Annotated in this window: 16 protein-coding genes; 8 read left to right on the plus strand and 8 right to left on the minus strand. The window is 64.7% G+C overall.

Annotated elements, in window-relative coordinates; translation table 11 throughout:
* Both WEB61_RS11495 and WEB61_RS11500 read left to right on the plus strand, forming a co-directional pair.
* Nucleotides 1-885 (plus strand): MBL fold metallo-hydrolase (locus WEB61_RS11495; RefSeq protein WP_368064470.1); only part of this gene is annotated, 885 nt, incomplete at its 5' end.
* Nucleotides 866-1,036: a hypothetical protein gene (locus tag WEB61_RS11500; protein ID WP_368064471.1), complete on the plus strand. Its 171-nt coding sequence runs from the start codon at nucleotides 866-868 to the stop codon at nucleotides 1,034-1,036. The genes WEB61_RS11495 and WEB61_RS11500, both read left to right, overlap by 20 nt.
* 3 nt (nucleotides 1,037-1,039) lie before the next feature.
* Here WEB61_RS11500 and WEB61_RS11505 read toward each other — a convergent pair whose 3' ends face one another.
* The 4 genes from WEB61_RS11505 to WEB61_RS11520 all read right to left on the minus strand — a co-directional run bounded on the left by WEB61_RS11505 (nucleotide 1,040) and on the right by WEB61_RS11520 (nucleotide 3,873).
* Nucleotides 1,040-1,519, minus strand: coding sequence for a thermonuclease family protein (locus WEB61_RS11505; protein ID WP_368064472.1), 480 nt, complete (start codon nucleotides 1,517-1,519; stop codon nucleotides 1,040-1,042).
* A gap of 80 nt (nucleotides 1,520-1,599) precedes the next feature.
* On the minus strand, nucleotides 1,600-2,436 hold the full coding sequence (locus tag WEB61_RS11510; protein ID WP_368064473.1) for a hypothetical protein: 837 nt from the start codon (nucleotides 2,434-2,436) through the stop codon (nucleotides 1,600-1,602).
* Between the two features lie 450 nt (nucleotides 2,437-2,886).
* Nucleotides 2,887-3,621, minus strand: coding sequence for an extensin family protein (locus WEB61_RS11515; RefSeq protein ID WP_368064474.1), 735 nt, complete (start codon nucleotides 3,619-3,621; stop codon nucleotides 2,887-2,889).
* A gap of 54 nt (nucleotides 3,622-3,675) precedes the next feature.
* The gene (locus WEB61_RS11520) at nucleotides 3,676-3,873 is read right to left on the minus strand and encodes a DUF1674 domain-containing protein (RefSeq protein ID WP_368064475.1); all 198 of its coding nucleotides are present in this window, start codon (nucleotides 3,871-3,873) and stop codon (nucleotides 3,676-3,678) included.
* A 107-nt stretch (nucleotides 3,874-3,980) separates the two neighbouring features.
* Between WEB61_RS11520 and htpX the strand changes: the two genes are divergently transcribed.
* From htpX to WEB61_RS11545, 5 genes are all read left to right on the plus strand, one after another.
* The gene (htpX, locus tag WEB61_RS11525) at nucleotides 3,981-4,841 is read left to right on the plus strand and encodes a zinc metalloprotease HtpX (RefSeq protein ID WP_368064476.1); all 861 of its coding nucleotides are present in this window, start codon (nucleotides 3,981-3,983) and stop codon (nucleotides 4,839-4,841) included.
* A 61-nt stretch (nucleotides 4,842-4,902) separates the two neighbouring features.
* Nucleotides 4,903-6,240, plus strand: coding sequence for an RsmB/NOP family class I SAM-dependent RNA methyltransferase (locus WEB61_RS11530; RefSeq protein ID WP_368064477.1), 1,338 nt, complete (start codon nucleotides 4,903-4,905; stop codon nucleotides 6,238-6,240).
* Nucleotides 6,241-6,319: 79 nt separating this feature from the next.
* Nucleotides 6,320-7,066 (plus strand): class I SAM-dependent methyltransferase, encoded by a 747-nt coding sequence (locus WEB61_RS11535; RefSeq protein ID WP_368064478.1) that lies wholly within the window; start codon nucleotides 6,320-6,322, stop codon nucleotides 7,064-7,066.
* A 205-nt stretch (nucleotides 7,067-7,271) separates the two neighbouring features.
* Nucleotides 7,272-7,934 (plus strand): ribulose-phosphate 3-epimerase, encoded by a 663-nt coding sequence (rpe, locus tag WEB61_RS11540; RefSeq protein ID WP_368064479.1) that lies wholly within the window; start codon nucleotides 7,272-7,274, stop codon nucleotides 7,932-7,934.
* Nucleotides 7,935-7,973: 39 nt separating this feature from the next.
* On the plus strand, nucleotides 7,974-9,851 hold the full coding sequence (locus tag WEB61_RS11545; RefSeq protein ID WP_368064480.1) for a heparinase II/III family protein: 1,878 nt from the start codon (nucleotides 7,974-7,976) through the stop codon (nucleotides 9,849-9,851).
* Here WEB61_RS11545 and WEB61_RS11550 read toward each other — a convergent pair.
* Entirely contained in the window at nucleotides 9,848-10,255 is a 408-nt protein-coding gene (locus WEB61_RS11550) for a PaaI family thioesterase (protein WP_368064481.1), read from the minus strand. The two genes, WEB61_RS11545 and WEB61_RS11550, sit on opposite strands and share 4 nt — an antisense overlap.
* A 186-nt stretch (nucleotides 10,256-10,441) precedes the next feature.
* On the opposite strand from WEB61_RS11550, the gene purH reads away from it, so the two are divergent.
* Nucleotides 10,442-12,055, plus strand: a complete 1,614-nt coding sequence (gene purH / locus WEB61_RS11555) for a bifunctional phosphoribosylaminoimidazolecarboxamide formyltransferase/IMP cyclohydrolase (RefSeq protein WP_368064482.1) — start codon at nucleotides 10,442-10,444, stop codon at nucleotides 12,053-12,055.
* A gap of 32 nt (nucleotides 12,056-12,087) precedes the next feature.
* Here purH and WEB61_RS11560 read toward each other — a convergent pair whose 3' ends face one another.
* From WEB61_RS11560 to WEB61_RS11570, 3 genes are all read right to left on the minus strand, one after another.
* Nucleotides 12,088-13,512, minus strand: coding sequence for an MFS transporter (locus WEB61_RS11560; protein WP_368064483.1), 1,425 nt, complete (start codon nucleotides 13,510-13,512; stop codon nucleotides 12,088-12,090).
* Nucleotides 13,509-14,984 (minus strand): MFS transporter, encoded by a 1,476-nt coding sequence (locus WEB61_RS11565; protein WP_368064484.1) that lies wholly within the window; start codon nucleotides 14,982-14,984, stop codon nucleotides 13,509-13,511. The genes WEB61_RS11560 and WEB61_RS11565 overlap by 4 nt, the downstream gene beginning before the upstream one ends.
* Nucleotides 14,985-15,078: 94 nt before the next feature.
* Nucleotides 15,079-15,576: a YchJ family protein gene (locus WEB61_RS11570; RefSeq protein ID WP_368064485.1), complete on the minus strand. Its 498-nt coding sequence runs from the start codon at nucleotides 15,574-15,576 to the stop codon at nucleotides 15,079-15,081.
* Between the last annotated feature and the right edge of the window lie 122 nt (nucleotides 15,577-15,698).

Below are 15,698 nucleotides of genomic sequence, written 5' to 3' on the forward strand. Positions count from 1 at the left end.
CTCGGGAGGCACCTCATGGCGAACTGGCAGATCGGCGACGTGAAGATCACGCGCGTGGTGGAGGTCGAAGCGGCATTGCCGGGCGGCGGCGCGGGCTCGATGGTGGAGAAGGCCTTTCCCGACGCCGTGAAGGAGATCGGCTGGCTGAGGCCCCATTTCGCCAATGACGAGGGTCATATCCGCGTCGCGATCCAGGCGCTGCTGATCGAAACGCCGGCGATGCGCATCATCGTCGATACCTGTGTCGGCAACGACAAGGAACGCGCCAATCCGTTTTTCAACAATCTGCAGACCGCCTTCCTGAAGGACATGGAGAAGGCAGGCTGGACGCGCGACAGCGTCGACACCGTGCTCTGCACGCATCTTCATGTCGATCATGTCGGCTGGAACACGATGCTGGTCGACGGCAAATGGGTGCCGACCTTTCCGAAGGCGCGCTACCTGATCGGCCGGCGCGAATGGGAACACTGGTCGAACGAAAACGACGCGGACAATGCGCCCGTGCTCGGCGACAGCGTGCAGCCGATTTTCGACGCGGGGCTTGCCGACCTGATCGACGAGACGCATCGCCTGTGCCCGGAAGTGAGCGTGCGGCCGACGCCGGGACATACGCCGGGTCATATCAGCGTCGTCATCTCGTCGAAGGGCGAGAGCGCCGTCATCACCGGCGACCTGATGCACCATCCCTGCCAGATGGCGCGGCTCGACTGGCGCAGCGCCTTCGACACGGATGGCGACGCGGCCGAGAAGACGCGCCATGCGTTTCTGGCCGAAATGGCCGACAGCGACACGCTGGTGATCGGCACGCATTTCGCGACGCCGGCCGCCGGCCACATCAGACGCGACGGCGACGCCTACCGGCTCGATGTCGGGAAAGCCGGCTGAGCGCCTTGCGCATGGACTTGCCGCCGCCGCGCCCTATGGTCCTTCAAGGGACGGAGGGCGCGGCGAGGAGGATTTTCAGATGCGCGGCATTCTGCTCTGGGCGATCGGCGTCCCCATTCCGGTCATCATCCTGATCTATCTGCTGTTCTGATCCTCAGGGCCTTGCGGGCGCTTCGAGCGGCAGCGCGACGGCGGCGAGCTTGCACCAGCCGGCCCGCGCGCCGCCCTCATAGGCCCGCGCATGGCCGCCGGCGATCATCGCTTGCGCCACATCGTCATGGGCGCCGCTCGCCAGACGGGCGCGGACGCGGCCGCCGAACTTGTCGGCCTCGATGTCGGAAAGCGCGACCTTGCCCGTCCCGAGGAGCGCGGCCAGCGCCGCCCGCGCCGCCGCCGCCCTGTCGCGTTCTTCCACACATTTGCCCCTGAGTTCCGGCGTGTCGATGCCCGAAAGCCGGACATGGGTCTCGACCGTCTGACCGAGCCAGATGCGCGCCCGCACGACCAGCGAATCGCCGTCGATGACGCGGACGACCTCCGCCTCGACCGGACCGGCCAGCCGTTCCACAGCGAGGGCGGGGGCCGCTGAAAGGAGCCCGAGGCCGATGGCGACAGAAGCGAGATACGCACGCATCAAAGCAACCGAGGTTGAGGAACCTTGCCCAAAAACGGACTATGTTCCTATATTTACATCTAACTTCAGATGAGACGGGATCAGGCCGACGGGTTGGTATTTTCAGACGCTGAGGCTAGGGCAGTCTTCTCGACAGGGTCTATGCCAAAGGTTGTTTGGAAGAGGCGAACCGCCTCTGCCGTCTCTTGCAGCATGGCGCCAAGGAATGGCACTAGAGGCCCCTCCTCGATGGCTTCCCGAAAGCTAATGAATACATCAACGGCAACAACGGGCCCGCGGTCAAACTGCATGAACTCTCCCGGGCTAAGCTGGATTCTAATCGGGGACACTGGCTTGCTCGCTATCACCTCCGTACCATCAAAGATGACGTTTTTGATGCGACCGGTATTGCTGCTGCAGGTAAGTTCAATGATTTTTGTGACGCCAAGCGTAGCGATCAGGAGGTTATGCTTGTTCCAGTTGTCTAACTGCCCCGCAAGCCACAACAGGTCGTTGCCACCTTTATAAGACCTCAGCGTATCGAGAACGAAGGCGTCGACCCCTGGAATGGATTGCTCCATAGCAGTCTTCTTCAAGGTTCCTACCACTTCTTGCCGAGATATGCCCCGAGGCAAGGTGGCCTTCGGGGGGTTGGGGTGCACACTTCGCCAAAGCCCCATCCAACAATAGTCGAGGGCGGCCCGCATATTGTGAATGGCATCACCCGCCAAAAGGCTGACAACGGGCGACAGTGGTTCGGAAGGTTGGACGACCAGCATCCAATCACCGGTCTCAGGGTCCGTTTCGGACGTAACGGTGCACGGGTGGTCTTTGACGATGGTGTCGCAGACGCCACTCAAATTGCGAATGTGATACTCGGCCCATTTCACTTTGGCCCAAGCATGGTTGAACGAAAGATCCGGTTCGGGGTTAGACATGAATAGCTCCTACGACGACCGGCTCAAGGACCAGAAAAAGAGCGACGAGATATTGATCTGCCTACTGATGACCTCTCCATATCCAAAGACCGGAAAAGGGAAGGCCCATTGCGCCGGCTGGCACTAAGGAGTGAGGGAGCGCCAAGGGATTGTTAGACCCCAGCCTGACGACTCGGTCTTGATATACGATACCCGTTTCGGGAACCGGCGATCCTTGTCGGCGTTGTCTGGCTTGTGGTACGTGACTTCGAATGTTCCGGCTATGCAGCCTGAGACTTTGTACCAACAAATAGCACTGTTACTTTTCGGTGTAATTTGATTGATTCGCAATTGAATCCCTCGTCTCAATGGGCCGCGCAGCCGACAAGGCGGGAAAATGCAAAACCGGACTTTCTTTGTAAAACCGTGCTGGGACGAAGCGATTTTAGCGCCCGCCAAACTCCGCACTCCTCACCGGCACATGCCCCAGGACGCCATTTCGAAGTGGAAATGGTCGGCATGACGCGCGTTGTAATCGGGGCCGAGCACGGTGGCAAAGACGCCGCAGGCACCGCGATGTACCGCGGCGAGAAACCGCCCTTCATCGCTGTCGGTGCCCCAGTGATCCTCGACCATGATGCGCCGCCCGTCGGCGACACCGAAACCGCCGACGTCGATGGCGTTGCCCGAGGCGTGACCGCTGATCCGCCCCGCCACCGCATTGTTGATATTGCGGCAGGCATAGCTGCCGAAGTGATGGAAGCGGGTGATTTCGGCGCCGAGATGTTCGGCCGCGGCCGGCAGAACGACATGACGTTCCCACATCAGCAGTGCGACCGCCGCCGGGCAGGTCATGCGCAGGCCGCCGCCCCAGGGGACCAGCGATTGCTGCAGGTAAAGACCCTCTTCCATGCCGCAGCCGGGCGTGGGCGAGACGATGCTGTCGGTCCGCGCCGTGGCGCCCGAGGCGCCGACCGCCGCCATGCAGACGCCATGGGCGCCGTGGAGCCGGCGCAACTTGAACGGCGTGACCATGTTGGGCGCCGCACGGATGTCGAGCGGCTTGAAGGGATGATAGGCGTCCGGGAAGTTGACCCAGACAAACCAGCCCGCCGCGACGACGAGGCCGGCGATCAGCGTCAAACGGGCGATGCGGCCGATGCGGATCAGCGCGCGGCGGAGGCGGGGCGGAATTCTGTCGGTCAAATGCTTTCCGGTTCGATGCCCCCAAGGCCCCGATGGAAGGAGATACGCGGAAGATCAGAAATCGCTGAGAATGCCCTTCACCTCCCAGTCGCCATAGCGCGTCGGCTCGGGCCCGTCGCGGCCGCCGATTTCGCGGGGAGGCGCGGCCGCTGCCGCCGCCTTGCGCCGCGCTTCGGCCTCGGCCAGCACACGCCTTGCCGCCGGGGTCGGTTCCTTGCGGGGTGGCTGGTGTTTGTCGGGCGTTTCGGTCATCGGCGGCGGATCCGGTTTTCCTTGAAGCGGCGATATGCGAACTACATATAGATCGTGAACAATCCGTGCGCCAGAAGCGCGGGACGGGAAAGGAAACGGGACGCACGATGAACATGGTCAGGACCTTCATGCTGCTCGCCGCCATGACGGCGCTTTTCATGGGGATCGGCTGGCTGATCGGCGGCGCCGGCGGGGCGGCGATCGCCTTTGTCGTCGCGGCCGGCATGAATTTTTTCGCCTACTGGAATTCCGACAGGATCGTTCTGCGCATGTACAAGGCGCGCCGTGTCGACGAAACGACGGCGCCGAACTATGTCCGCATCGTCGAGCGGCTGGCGCGGAACGCCGGCATTCCGGTGCCGGCCGTTTATATCGTCGATTCCCCGCAGCCCAACGCCTTCGCAACCGGTCGCGATCCCGAACACGCGGCGGTGGCGGCGACAAGCGGCCTGATCGAAATGCTGACACCGGAAGAACTCGCCGGCGTGATGGCGCATGAACTGGCGCATATCAGGAACCGCGACACGCTGACCATGACGGTGACGGCGACGATTGCCGGCGCGATTTCGATGCTGGCGAATTTCGCGCTCTTCTTCGGCGGCAACCGCAACGCGCCGGGCGGCTTCATCGGCGTGCTGGCGCTGGCGATCCTGGCGCCGATGGCGGCCGGCCTCGTGCAGATGGCGATCAGCCGCACGCGCGAATATTCGGCCGACCGGGGCGGCGCCGAAATTTCCGGCAACCCGCTCTGGCTCGCCTCGGCGCTGGAGCGCATCGAAGGCGCGGCGCGGCGCACCCGCAATGCCGAGGCCGAGCGCAACCCGGCGACCGCGCATATGTTCATCGTCAATCCGCTGAACGGCGAGGGCCGCGACAGTCTCTTCTCGACCCATCCGGCAACCGGCAACCGCGTCGCCGAATTGCGCAAGCTGGCGCAGGCCATGGCCACCGGCAGGGTACGGGGCTGAGCGCGGGCACTTCGGGTTCCCGCTTTGTGTTACGCCGGGGCCTGTGCTCTAACCTCGCCCCATGAACGACCTTGCCCCTGAAAACACCGTCGCGCCCGGCCTTGCCGCGCGCCGCGGCGCCGCCGAATTGCTGGGCGCGGTGCTGCAGCGCCGCCGCCCGCTCGACGAAGCCTTTACCGTGGAAATGGCGACCGGACACTTGCGCGATGCAAGCCCGCGCGACCGCGCCTTTGCACGCCAGATCGCGGCGACGGCGCTGCGGCATCTCGGCACCATCGATCATGTGATTGCGACAATGCTCGACAGGGAATTGCCGAAACGCGCCGGACCGACGCAGAACATATTGCGCGCCGGCGCCGCCGAAATGCTCTTCCTCGGCGTCGCCGCCCATGCCGCCGTCGACATGGGCGTCGAGGCGGCCGCCCATGACAGCGCCGCGCGGCATTTCAAGCCGCTCGTCAATGCGGTGCTGCGCCGCCTCGCGCGCGAGGGCAAGAACGCGCTCGATGATCTCGATACGGAGCGTCTCGACACGCGCGCCTGGCTCTGGGAGAGCTGGTGCGCGGCTTACGGCGAGGAGACGGCGCGCGCGATCGTGCGCGCGCATTATGCCGATCCGCCGCTCGACATCTCGGTGAAGCGCGCGGACGAGCGCGCGCACTGGGCGACGGCGCTCGGCGCCGAGACCCTGCCGACCGGCACGCTGCGTCTCAAGGGCGCCGGCCGCATCGAGGCGTTGCCCGGCTTTGCCGAAGGCGCCTGGTGGGTGCAGGATGCAGCCGCCGCGCTGCCCGTCCGCCTTTTCGGCGATGTGGCAGGCGGCGAGGTGCTCGATCTCTGCGCCGCGCCCGGCGGCAAGACGGCCGAACTTGCGAGTCTGGGCGCGCAGGTGACGGCGCTCGACCGCTCGGGCCCTCGCCTCGAACGGTTGAAGGAAAATCTCGCGCGGCTCGAGCTTGCGGCCGAAACCGTGGTCGCCGATGCGGGCACCTTCGCGCCCGGCCGCACATGGGCGCGCGTTCTGCTCGACGCGCCCTGCACCGCGACCGGCACCGCGCGCCGCCACCCCGATGTGCTGCATCTGAAATCGTCCGCCGACCGCGACAAGCTCTGCCAGCTGCAGGCGAAGCTTCTGGCGCATGCCGCAACGCTGGTGGCGCCGGGCGGCCTCCTCGTCTATTGCACCTGTTCGCTGGAGCCTGCCGAAGGCGCCGCACAGGTCGAGGCCTTTCTCGCCGCGCATGAGGAATTCAGCCATGTGCCGATCGACGCAAGCGAGATTGCCGGATTGCCGGAACTGCTGACCCCGGCGGGCGATCTGCGCACCCTGCCGAGCCATCTCGCGGCGCAAGGCGGCCTTGACGGCTTTTATGCCGCGCGGCTTGGCCGGCGCGGCTGACGACGCCGGGGCTTTCCATTTGACGGCACGAACGGCGATATGCAGTCTGGCCCGCGCCACCATCGAGGACAAACCGATCTTGCCGGACACCGCCGCAAAAACCGCCACACCGGAAGCCTGCATGATCTGCGGCGGCACGCATTTCACGGCCCTCGGCGCGAAGAACGGCTACAATCTGTTCCGCTGCGGCGATTGCCGTTTGTCGTTCGTCCACCCGATGCCCGGCGAAAGCGAAATTGCGGCGATCTACGAAAAATACGTCCTGAACGACAGCTACAAGAGGCGGGCGACGCGGAAAATTATCCGATCGACACGACGTCTTCGCCGCTACCTGCACATGGCGCCCGGCAAGCGCTTTCTCGATATGGGGTGCAGCATCGGCACCAGCGTGGAAGCGGCGCGGCGGCTCGGCTGCGACGCCTACGGGATCGACATCGACGAAAGCAGCATCGGCATCGCCCGCGATCTGTTCCCGGACGGACATTATCACGCCGGGCCGATCGAAAGCATGCCGCCGGCATGGGGACAGTTCGATTTTCTTTTTTCGGTCGAGGTCCTCGAACACCTGCCCGATCCGCATGCCTATTTCCAGGCGCTGGCGCCGCGCGCGCGAAGCGGAGCGCTGCTCTATCTCACGACGCCGGATGGCGGTCACTGGCGCGTGCCCAGGACCTTCACCGAATGGGAGCATGTAAACCCGCCGCAGCATCTGGTGTTCTACAACCGTGACGCCATAACCCGGTTTCTCGACCGGCATGGCTTCGATGTCGTGAAATTCGAGTGGAACCTGAAGCCGGGCCTGAAGCTGCTGGCGCGAAAACGCTGAACCCGTTGTTGCGGCGGTCGCGCAGGAAATTGACCGCCTGTCCCTCGATATCGACAGGCCGGCACCCCGAAGAAGAGAGCGGCCCGGAGGGTCAAGCCCGCTCATTCTTGCGCCCCGGGAATCTAGCTGTTAATCACTGAATTCAGAAGCCCAAACAGCGACGCGCAGCCGTTCCCCGGGGATGCCTGCCACGAGAGAGTCCTTCATGAGCGGCATCAAGATCGCCCCCTCGATTCTGGCCTCCGACTTTGCCCGGCTGGGCGAGGAAGTGCGCGCCATCACCGAAGCGGGCGCCGACTACATCCATGTCGATGTCATGGACGGGCATTTCGTGCCGAACATCACCATCGGTCCCGATGTGGTGAAGGCGCTGAGACCACATTCCGACAAGGTGTTCGACGTGCATCTGATGATCGCGCCGGTCGATCCCTATATCGACGCCTTCGCGGGCGCGGGCGCCGACATCATCACCTTTCACCCGGAGGCCGGCCCCCACCCGCACCGCACGATCCAGGCGATCAGGGCGGCCGGCTGCAAACCGGGGCTCTCGCTCAATCCCGGCACGCCGCTCGAAACCTTGTGGCCGCTTCTCGACGATGTCGATCTCGTGCTCGTGATGTCGGTCAATCCGGGTTTCGGCGGCCAGAGCTTCATCGAAAGTCAGCTTCCCCGCATCGAAACGATCCGTAAGCGGATCGACTGTTGCGGACGTGCCGTCGATCTTGAAGTCGATGGCGGCATCAATTTCGAGACCGCGCCCCGCGCCATTGCGGCCGGCGCGGATGTTCTGGTAGCCGGCACCGCGACATTCAAGGGCGGGCCCACCGCCTATGCGAAGAACATCGCGACACTGCGTGGCGCCCGCTGAGGCGCAACACAAACCCTGTCCGGAGGCGGCCGTCGGTCCATGACCATTGAAGGCACGAGAACCGACCGGGAGAGCAAGGCTCAGGCGCTGCGCCGCGCGGGCGCGGCCTCGGGCAACCGCGCCGTCGATCTGGCGGCTGCCGCCGCCATCCGCATTCGCGACGCAAGCCTCGCCCGCGCCTTCGGCAGCTGGCTCTATGGACAGACGCTGCGCGGGCCGATGCCCGATCACATGGTGCTTTACCCGACCGACCTCCGGCCCGGCCGCGCTTCGAAAGCCGACGCGCTTTTTCAGGGCTTGTGGTTTCTGCCCGGCGGGCAACTGCGCGCGCCCGGCGCCTCCTCGCCCTTCGCGGCCGACCCGCCGAGCGAGCGCTGGTCGGAGGAACTGCACGGCTTTTCCTGGTTGCGTCATTTCTCGACCGCCAATGCGGCCGGCACGGGCGATGCCGCCCGCGCCTATGCGCAAAAGCTCGTTGCCGACTGGATCACCACCGAGGGCGAGTGGCACCCGGTCGCCTGGCGCCCGCAGGTAATCGGCCGCCGCCTGACCTCATGGGTTGCGAACGGCGCGCTGATCATCGACGGCACGGAACTCGTCTACCGCTCGATGCTCCTGCGCAACATGGCCCGCCAGGCCCGCCATCTCGCCCGTGTCGCGGCGATCGCGCCGGCCGGCGAACCACGCATCGTGGCGGCCGTCGGCCTCGCCTTTTCAGGCCTCTGCCTCTCGGAAGGCCACAAGCGGCTGGCGAAAGGCGTGCGCCTGCTCTGCCGCGAACTCGACCGGCAGGTGCTCGCCGATGGCGGCCATGTCAGCCGCAACCCCTCGGCGCAATTGTCGATCCTGCTCGATCTCCTGGCGCTCCGCGAAGCGCTGACGACGCGCCGCATCGAAGTGCCGAAACCGATCCGCGACGCCATCGACCGGATGACGCCGATGTTGCGCTTCTTCCGGCACGGCGACGGAAGACTGGCGCTCTTCAACGGTTCGACCGAAGGCCCGGAAGGCGCGATCGATGCCGCGCTGGAGCGCGACGACGCGAAAGGCCGCCCGTTTGGCTATGCACCGCATTCGGGTTATCAGCGGCTCGCGGCGGGGCCGACCGGCATCGTTGTGGATGCGGGCAAACCGCCGCCCGGCCCCTTCAGCCATGAGGCGCATGCAGGCTGCCTTTCCTTCGAAATGAGCGTCGGCCGCGCGCGGATGATCGTCAATTGCGGTGCAACGAAAGTGCTGGGTGCGGACTGGGAAGCGGCAAGCCGCGCCACCGCCGCGCATTCGACGCTGGTGCTGGCCGACACCTCCTCGGCACGGATGCTGCGCGGGAAGGTTTCGCGCGCCCTGCTCGGAGCCCGGATCATGGATGGGCCCCGCCATGTCGAAAGCCGCCGCAACGAAAACGAAGCCGGTGTCTGGCTCGACATGGCCCATGACGGCTATGCCGGGAATTTCGGCCTCATTCATCGCCGCCGCCTCTTCCTGTCGACGACTGGCGAGGATCTGCGCGGCGAAGACATGCTGGAAGAAGCGCCACCGATCCGCGACCTTCCATGGCAACCGCGCTACTGGAAAAAGCCGCCTGCCGATCCCGATTTCGCCATCCGCTTTCACCTCCATCCCGACGCGCGCGTCTCGCTGGCGCATGACCGCTCGAATGTGCTGGTCATGCTGTCGAATGGCGATGGCTGGCAATTCCGTGCCCGCACCGCCGGCGGCGAATGCGAAATTTCGATCGAGGAAAGCGTCTATCTGGGCTCCGGCGACGCGACGCGTCGAACCGAGCAGGTGGTGGTGACCGGCAAGGTTTTCCGGGGCGAGGCGCGCGTCAACTGGGCCTGGCGGCGGCTCTCGACCCGCAATGCCGGACGCGCGGCCCGCGAGGATGCCGAAGTCCCGGAATTGCCGGATCTCTAGGCTTTCTTTTCCGGTTTCATCACCATCTGGCTCTGGGTAACGACCGCTGCAAGCCGCCCGTCGCCGCGCGTAATCTTCGTCTGCCAGACCATCAGCCGCCCGCCCCTGTGAAAGGGCTCGCAGGTCGCCGTTGCAACGTCGCCGACGGGAATCGGCGCGAGGAAATTGGTCTTGCTCTCGACCGTCGTGGTCGAGGCCCCTTCCGGCAGGTTGAGCACGGTCGCAACCGCGCCGACCGTGTCGGCGAACGACATGATGGCCCCGCCATGCAGAATGTCGGGAATGGTGCAAAGCTCCTTGCGGACCGCGAGCCGCGCCACCACAAGCTCCGGTTTTGCCTCGATAATTTCGATTCCGAGGAGATTGGCGAAGGGAAGATAGGAAATATCGAGCGAGGCAGTCATGGGAGGCGCTTCCATGCGGTTGATGGCGATGCGGCCACCCTAACCATACCCGACGGGCATTTCGATAACCTTTGAGGTAATGGGTGTGGGGCCAATTCGACGCGGTCGCGGCCTTGATCGCCTTGGCCCGTGCCGCGTTTCATGCTATCGCCCCGGCCATCCCTCCGCCCGTACCGGAACAGCCTCATGACATCCGCCAAATCCCACCCGCAAGCCGCCGATATCCAGCGCGTGCGCCGCGCTCTTCTTTCGGTTTCCGACAAGAGCGGCCTTGTCGAATTCGCCCGGGCACTGCACGGGGCGGGCGTGGAACTCGTCTCGACCGGCGGCACCGCCAAGGCGATCAAGGATGCGGCCCTGCCGGTGAAGGATGTGGCCGACCTGACGGGTTTCCCCGAAATGATGGACGGGCGCGTCAAGACGCTGCATCCGAAAGTGCATGGCGGGCTGCTGGCGGTGCGCGACGACGCGGCCCATGCCGCCGCCATGAAGGAACACGGGATCGGCGGCATCGACCTTCTGGTCGTCAATCTCTATCCCTTCGAGGCGACGGTGGCGAAGGGCGCGGCTTACGACGAATGCGTCGAGAATATCGATATCGGCGGCCCGGCGATGATCCGCGCGGCGGCGAAGAACCATGCCTATGTCGGCGTCATCGTCGATGCGAGCGACTATGGCGCCGTCATCGACGAGATCAATGCCAAGGGCGGCACCAGCCTCGCGCTGCGCTCGCGCCTCGCCCAGAAAGCCTATGCGCGCACGGCCGCCTATGACGCGGCGATCTCGAACTGGTTTGCTGACGCCATCGGCGAGACGGCGCCCGCCTACCGCGCCTTCGGCGGCTCGCTGAAACAGACGTTGCGCTACGGCGAGAACCCGCATCAGGTCGCAAGCTTCTATGTGACCGGCGAGAACCGCCCTGGCGTTTCCAACGCCAGGCAATTGCAGGGCAAGGAGCTCTCCTACAACAACATCAACGACACCGACGCCGCCTTCGAACTCGTCGCCGAATTCGATCCGGCACTCGCCCCCGCCATTGCGATCATCAAGCATGCGAACCCCTGCGGCGTCGCGACCGGCGCGACGCTGGCGGATGCCTACAGGAAAGCGCTGGCCTGCGACCCCGTCTCGGCCTTTGGCGGCATCATTGCTTCGAATCTGCCGCTTGATGGCGAAACGGCCGAGGAGATCGCGCGTATTTTCACGGAAGTTATCATCGCACCCGAGGCCGACGAGGACGCGCGCCGCATCATCGGCGCGAAAAGGAATTTGCGCCTGCTGATCACCGGCGGCCTGCCGGATGCGAGCGCACCCGGTCTTGCCGTCAAGTCCGTCGGCGGCGGGCTGCTGGTGCAATCGCGCGACAATGGCCGCGTCGACACGCTCGACCTGAAAGTCGTGACGAAGCGCGCACCGACCGCGCAGGAAATGGCCGACCTCAAATTCGCTTTCCGCGTCTGCAAACACGTCAAGTCGAATGCGATCATCTATGTGAAGGACGGCGCCACCGTCGGCATCGGCGCGGGGCAGATGAGCCGCGTGGATTCGGCCCGGATCGCGGCGCGCAAGGCCCAGGACGCCGCCGAAGCCGCCGGTGAAAAGAACCCGGCGACCATCGGCTCCGTCGTCGCATCGGATGCCTTCTTCCCCTTCGCCGACGGGCTTCTCTCGGCGGCCGAAGCCGGCGCAACGGCGGTGATCCAGCCCGGCGGCTCGATGCGCGACGACGAGGTGATCGCGGCAGCCGACGAAAAGGGTCTCGCCATGGTGATGACGGGGATGCGCCACTTCCGCCACTGAGGTGGAGGCGCCGCACCGCGATTGCTTCGTCATCAATGAACGACGGCGCTCGCGCGTTCTTCTTTCACGAAGACAAGACCGATCAGCCCGACCAGTATCAGCGGCACCACGACCATCAATCCGTAACGCTGGTTCTGCGTCGCCTCGGTGACGATGCCGATGAGAAGCGGCGCGATCCAGGCGGTCGCCTTGCCGACCAGCGCGAAGAGGCCGAAGAACTCCGTCATCATTTCCCTCGGCGCGATGCGCGCCATCATGGTGCGGCTCGACGCGATGACCGGGCCGACCATCATGCCGAACAGCCCGACGGTAAGAAGGAAGAGCTGCTGCGGCAGCGTGGTGAAGGCGCCCGCATCGGCGGCGACCGGGATTTCGATCACATAGAAAATCCGGTCCCTGTCGAAGGAGAGAAGGATGAGGAAGGTGACGATAACGCCGACAAGCGAGCGGATCAGCGTTTTCTTCGAGCCGATCCTGAGATCGACCCAGCCGCCGACAAAGGCGCCGAAGGCCGCGAAGAGTGTGACCCAGATGCCGTAGACCGCCATTTCCATTGCGCCCCAGCCGAACAGCGAGGCGGCGAGAATGCCGCCGAAAACGAAGATCGCCGTCATGCCGTCATAGAAGAGCATGCGCGCGGCAAGATAGATGCCGACATTGCGGAAATGCTTCACCGACTTCAGCGTCTGCCAGAGGCGGAAGAGACCTTCCCTCGCGGCCTGGCGGCGGTTGAGCCCGCGCGTCGCCTGATCGGGCACGAGCAGGAGAAGCGGCAGCATGAAGACGACGAACCAGAGGCCGGAGATCGGCCCGACGATGCGGTCCGTTTCATGCGCTTCCTTCGAGAGGCCGAAGAGCGGCTCGTCGGGAATGAAGGGTGCGCTGACCTCGCCCGGCAATTGCAGGAAGAGCAGCACGAGAATGAGTGCGACGATGGCGGCGAGCTGGCCGACGCCAATGCCGATACCCGAGAGAAGCCCGATGCGCCGGTCGGAAGCAATGGTCGGCAGCATCGCATTGGCGAAGATGATGGTGAGTTCCATGCCGATGGCCGCGACGACCAGCGCGAGCGCGACGGGGAGCAGCGGCTGACCCGGCACCGCGAACCAGAGACCGAAACAGCCGGCGGCGCAGAAGAGCGTCGAGAAAACGATCCACGGCTTGCGCGGGCCCGCCGCATCAGCCATGGCACCGAGAAGCGGGCTCATCAGCGCGATGGAAATGCCGGCCGTCGCCTGCACATAGCCCCAATAGGCCTGGCCCTGGATGGGATTGTCGGCCAGCACCTGCGTGAAGAAGGGCGGGAAGAGAAAGATGGTAATGAGCGAGAAATAGGTCTGGTTCGCCCATTCGTAGAGAATCCAGGCGCCCTGCGCCACGTTGGAGGCAGGCTCTCGGCCACCCGTATCGTGCGGCGGTTGAATCTCCGGCACTGCGCCCTCGACAATAACGCTCAATCGACCGCCTCCGCACGCTCTTCCTTGACGAAGAACATACCAACAAGGCCGAGCCCGAGCAGAACAAGAATGGAGGCAAAGCCGATGCGCTGGCTCTGGAACACGGCCGTCGCGACGCCGACCAGCAGCGGCCCGAGAAAAGCCGTCGCCGTGCCCGACAGCGCATAGATGCCGAAAAATTCCGACATCTTCGAAACCGGCGCAATGCGCGCCAGCATCGTCCGGCTGTTGGCGTAAGCGGCTGTGATGCAGATGGCGACGATGACGACAACGATCAGATACATCAGTTCCGGCAGCGTCGCGAAGAAGGGCAGGTTCCAGACCGGCGGCGCGGTTGCCGGATCGTGCGGAATGAAGAAGAACATTTCGGTCGGCGTCATCGAGATCGCGAGCACGAGACCGACGCAGGTACCGCCGATCGAGACGATGATGGCGCGCTTCGAGCCAAACCGGTCGTCGAGCCAACCGCCGAAAATGCCGCCGCCGACCGCAAAGACCGACAGCACAATGCCGTAGACGGTGAGCGTCAGCACATCCCACTTGAAAACGCCGGCCGCATAGACGCCGCCGAAAATCAGCACCGCCGTCTTGCCGTCATTGTAGAACATGCGCGCGGCGAGGTAGATCGCGATGTTCCGGTAGTGGCGGAGCTTCTTCACCGTGCCGACGACCGACCCGATGCCGCGCCGGATCGCCGTGCCGACAGGCACACCGGCGCCAGCCACATCCGGCGTCCAGAACAGCAACGGCAATGCGAAGACGAGCATCCAGACCGCAACGATCGGTCCGGAAATGCGACTGCTTTCATGCGCCGCCGCATCGATGCCGAAAAGCGGCGCGTCGGGAATGAAACCCCAGTCCACGGCGCCCGGCAGCACGAAGGCCCAGAGCATGAAACAGAGAATGAGCAGCGCGCCCGCATTGCCGAGGGCAAGGCCGAGGCCCGACAGGAAACCGATCCGCTCATGCGGCGCGACGGCCGGCAGCATCGAATTGTGGAAGACGGCCGAAAACTCGAAGGCGACCGCGATCAGCACGATCAGGACCGCGATGGTGAGGATCGAAAGCCCCTCGCCGCCCGGCATCGCCCACCACAGCATGAAGATCGCCGGCACCATCAGCGCGACGAAAAAGGCGATCCAGGGTTTGCGCCGTCCGCCCGTGTCGGCGATGGCACCGAGCACCGGGCCGAGACAGGCGATGAAGAAACCGGCGATGCCATTGATGTTGCCCCAGATCGCCTGGCCGCGCACCGGATCGCCGACCACGACGTTCGAGAAATAAGGCGAGAAGATATAGATGGTGATGAGAATGACGTAAGGGTTGCGCGCCCATTCGAAAACGGCCCAGCTCCATTGCCCCAGCCCGTTCGCCGCATGCGCTCCGGTTGCCGAAAGAAGCTGCGCGCTGGCCTGGCCCGGCACCTGAACGCGCACAGGCTCCTCATCCGCCGTCCGGTCTGTAGAATCCAATTGCCGCCCCCCGATATGCCCGGCTCTTCGTCGCGCGGGCCCGATTTTGTTTCCTCAAGTGGACCATGAAAGGCCGGATCGCGAAAGCGGCGGTTCAAGCGGCCACGCCGCAGCACTTCTTGTATTTCTTGCCCGAACCGCAACTGCACGGATCGTTGCGGCCGATCTTTTCGACATGACGCGGCCGCGCGCCCATGATGCCGTCGACATAGAACCAGCGCCCGTCGTGGCGGCGGAAGCTGCTGGTTTCATGATGAAGGCGCTTGTCACCGGCTTGCGTGTAATGCGCGACGAATTCGACGACACCCTGTTCTTCGCCGGGGCCTCCGCCTTCCGTGTGGTGGATTTCGAGCCCGGTCCATTCGCTGGCAGCCGCCCAGTCGGCAGCCCCCTTGCGGTCGAAATCCTCGCGCGTGCCCGGCAGCAGCGTCTCTTCGAGATAGTCGATATTGCCGGTCGCGAAGGCGGCATAGCGCGAGCGCATCAGCGCTTCGGGCGCCGGCGGCAGCTTGGCTCCGGTGAGATAGGGCTCGCAGCAGGCCGAAAAGGCGAGGCCCGAACCGCAGGGACAGGCAGCGGAACCGGAAATCATGCGCGGGCTTACCCTTCTTGTCAGACACGGACCAAAGAAAAAGCCGCCTTGCGGCGGCTTCGTAAATCTGGAGCGGGCGATGAGATTCGAACTCACGACCCCAACCTTGGCAAGGTTGTGCT

Origin of the sequence: Parvibaculum sp., assembly GCF_040882025.1 — a bacterium.
Lineage (GTDB): Bacteria > Pseudomonadota > Alphaproteobacteria > Parvibaculales > Parvibaculaceae > Parvibaculum.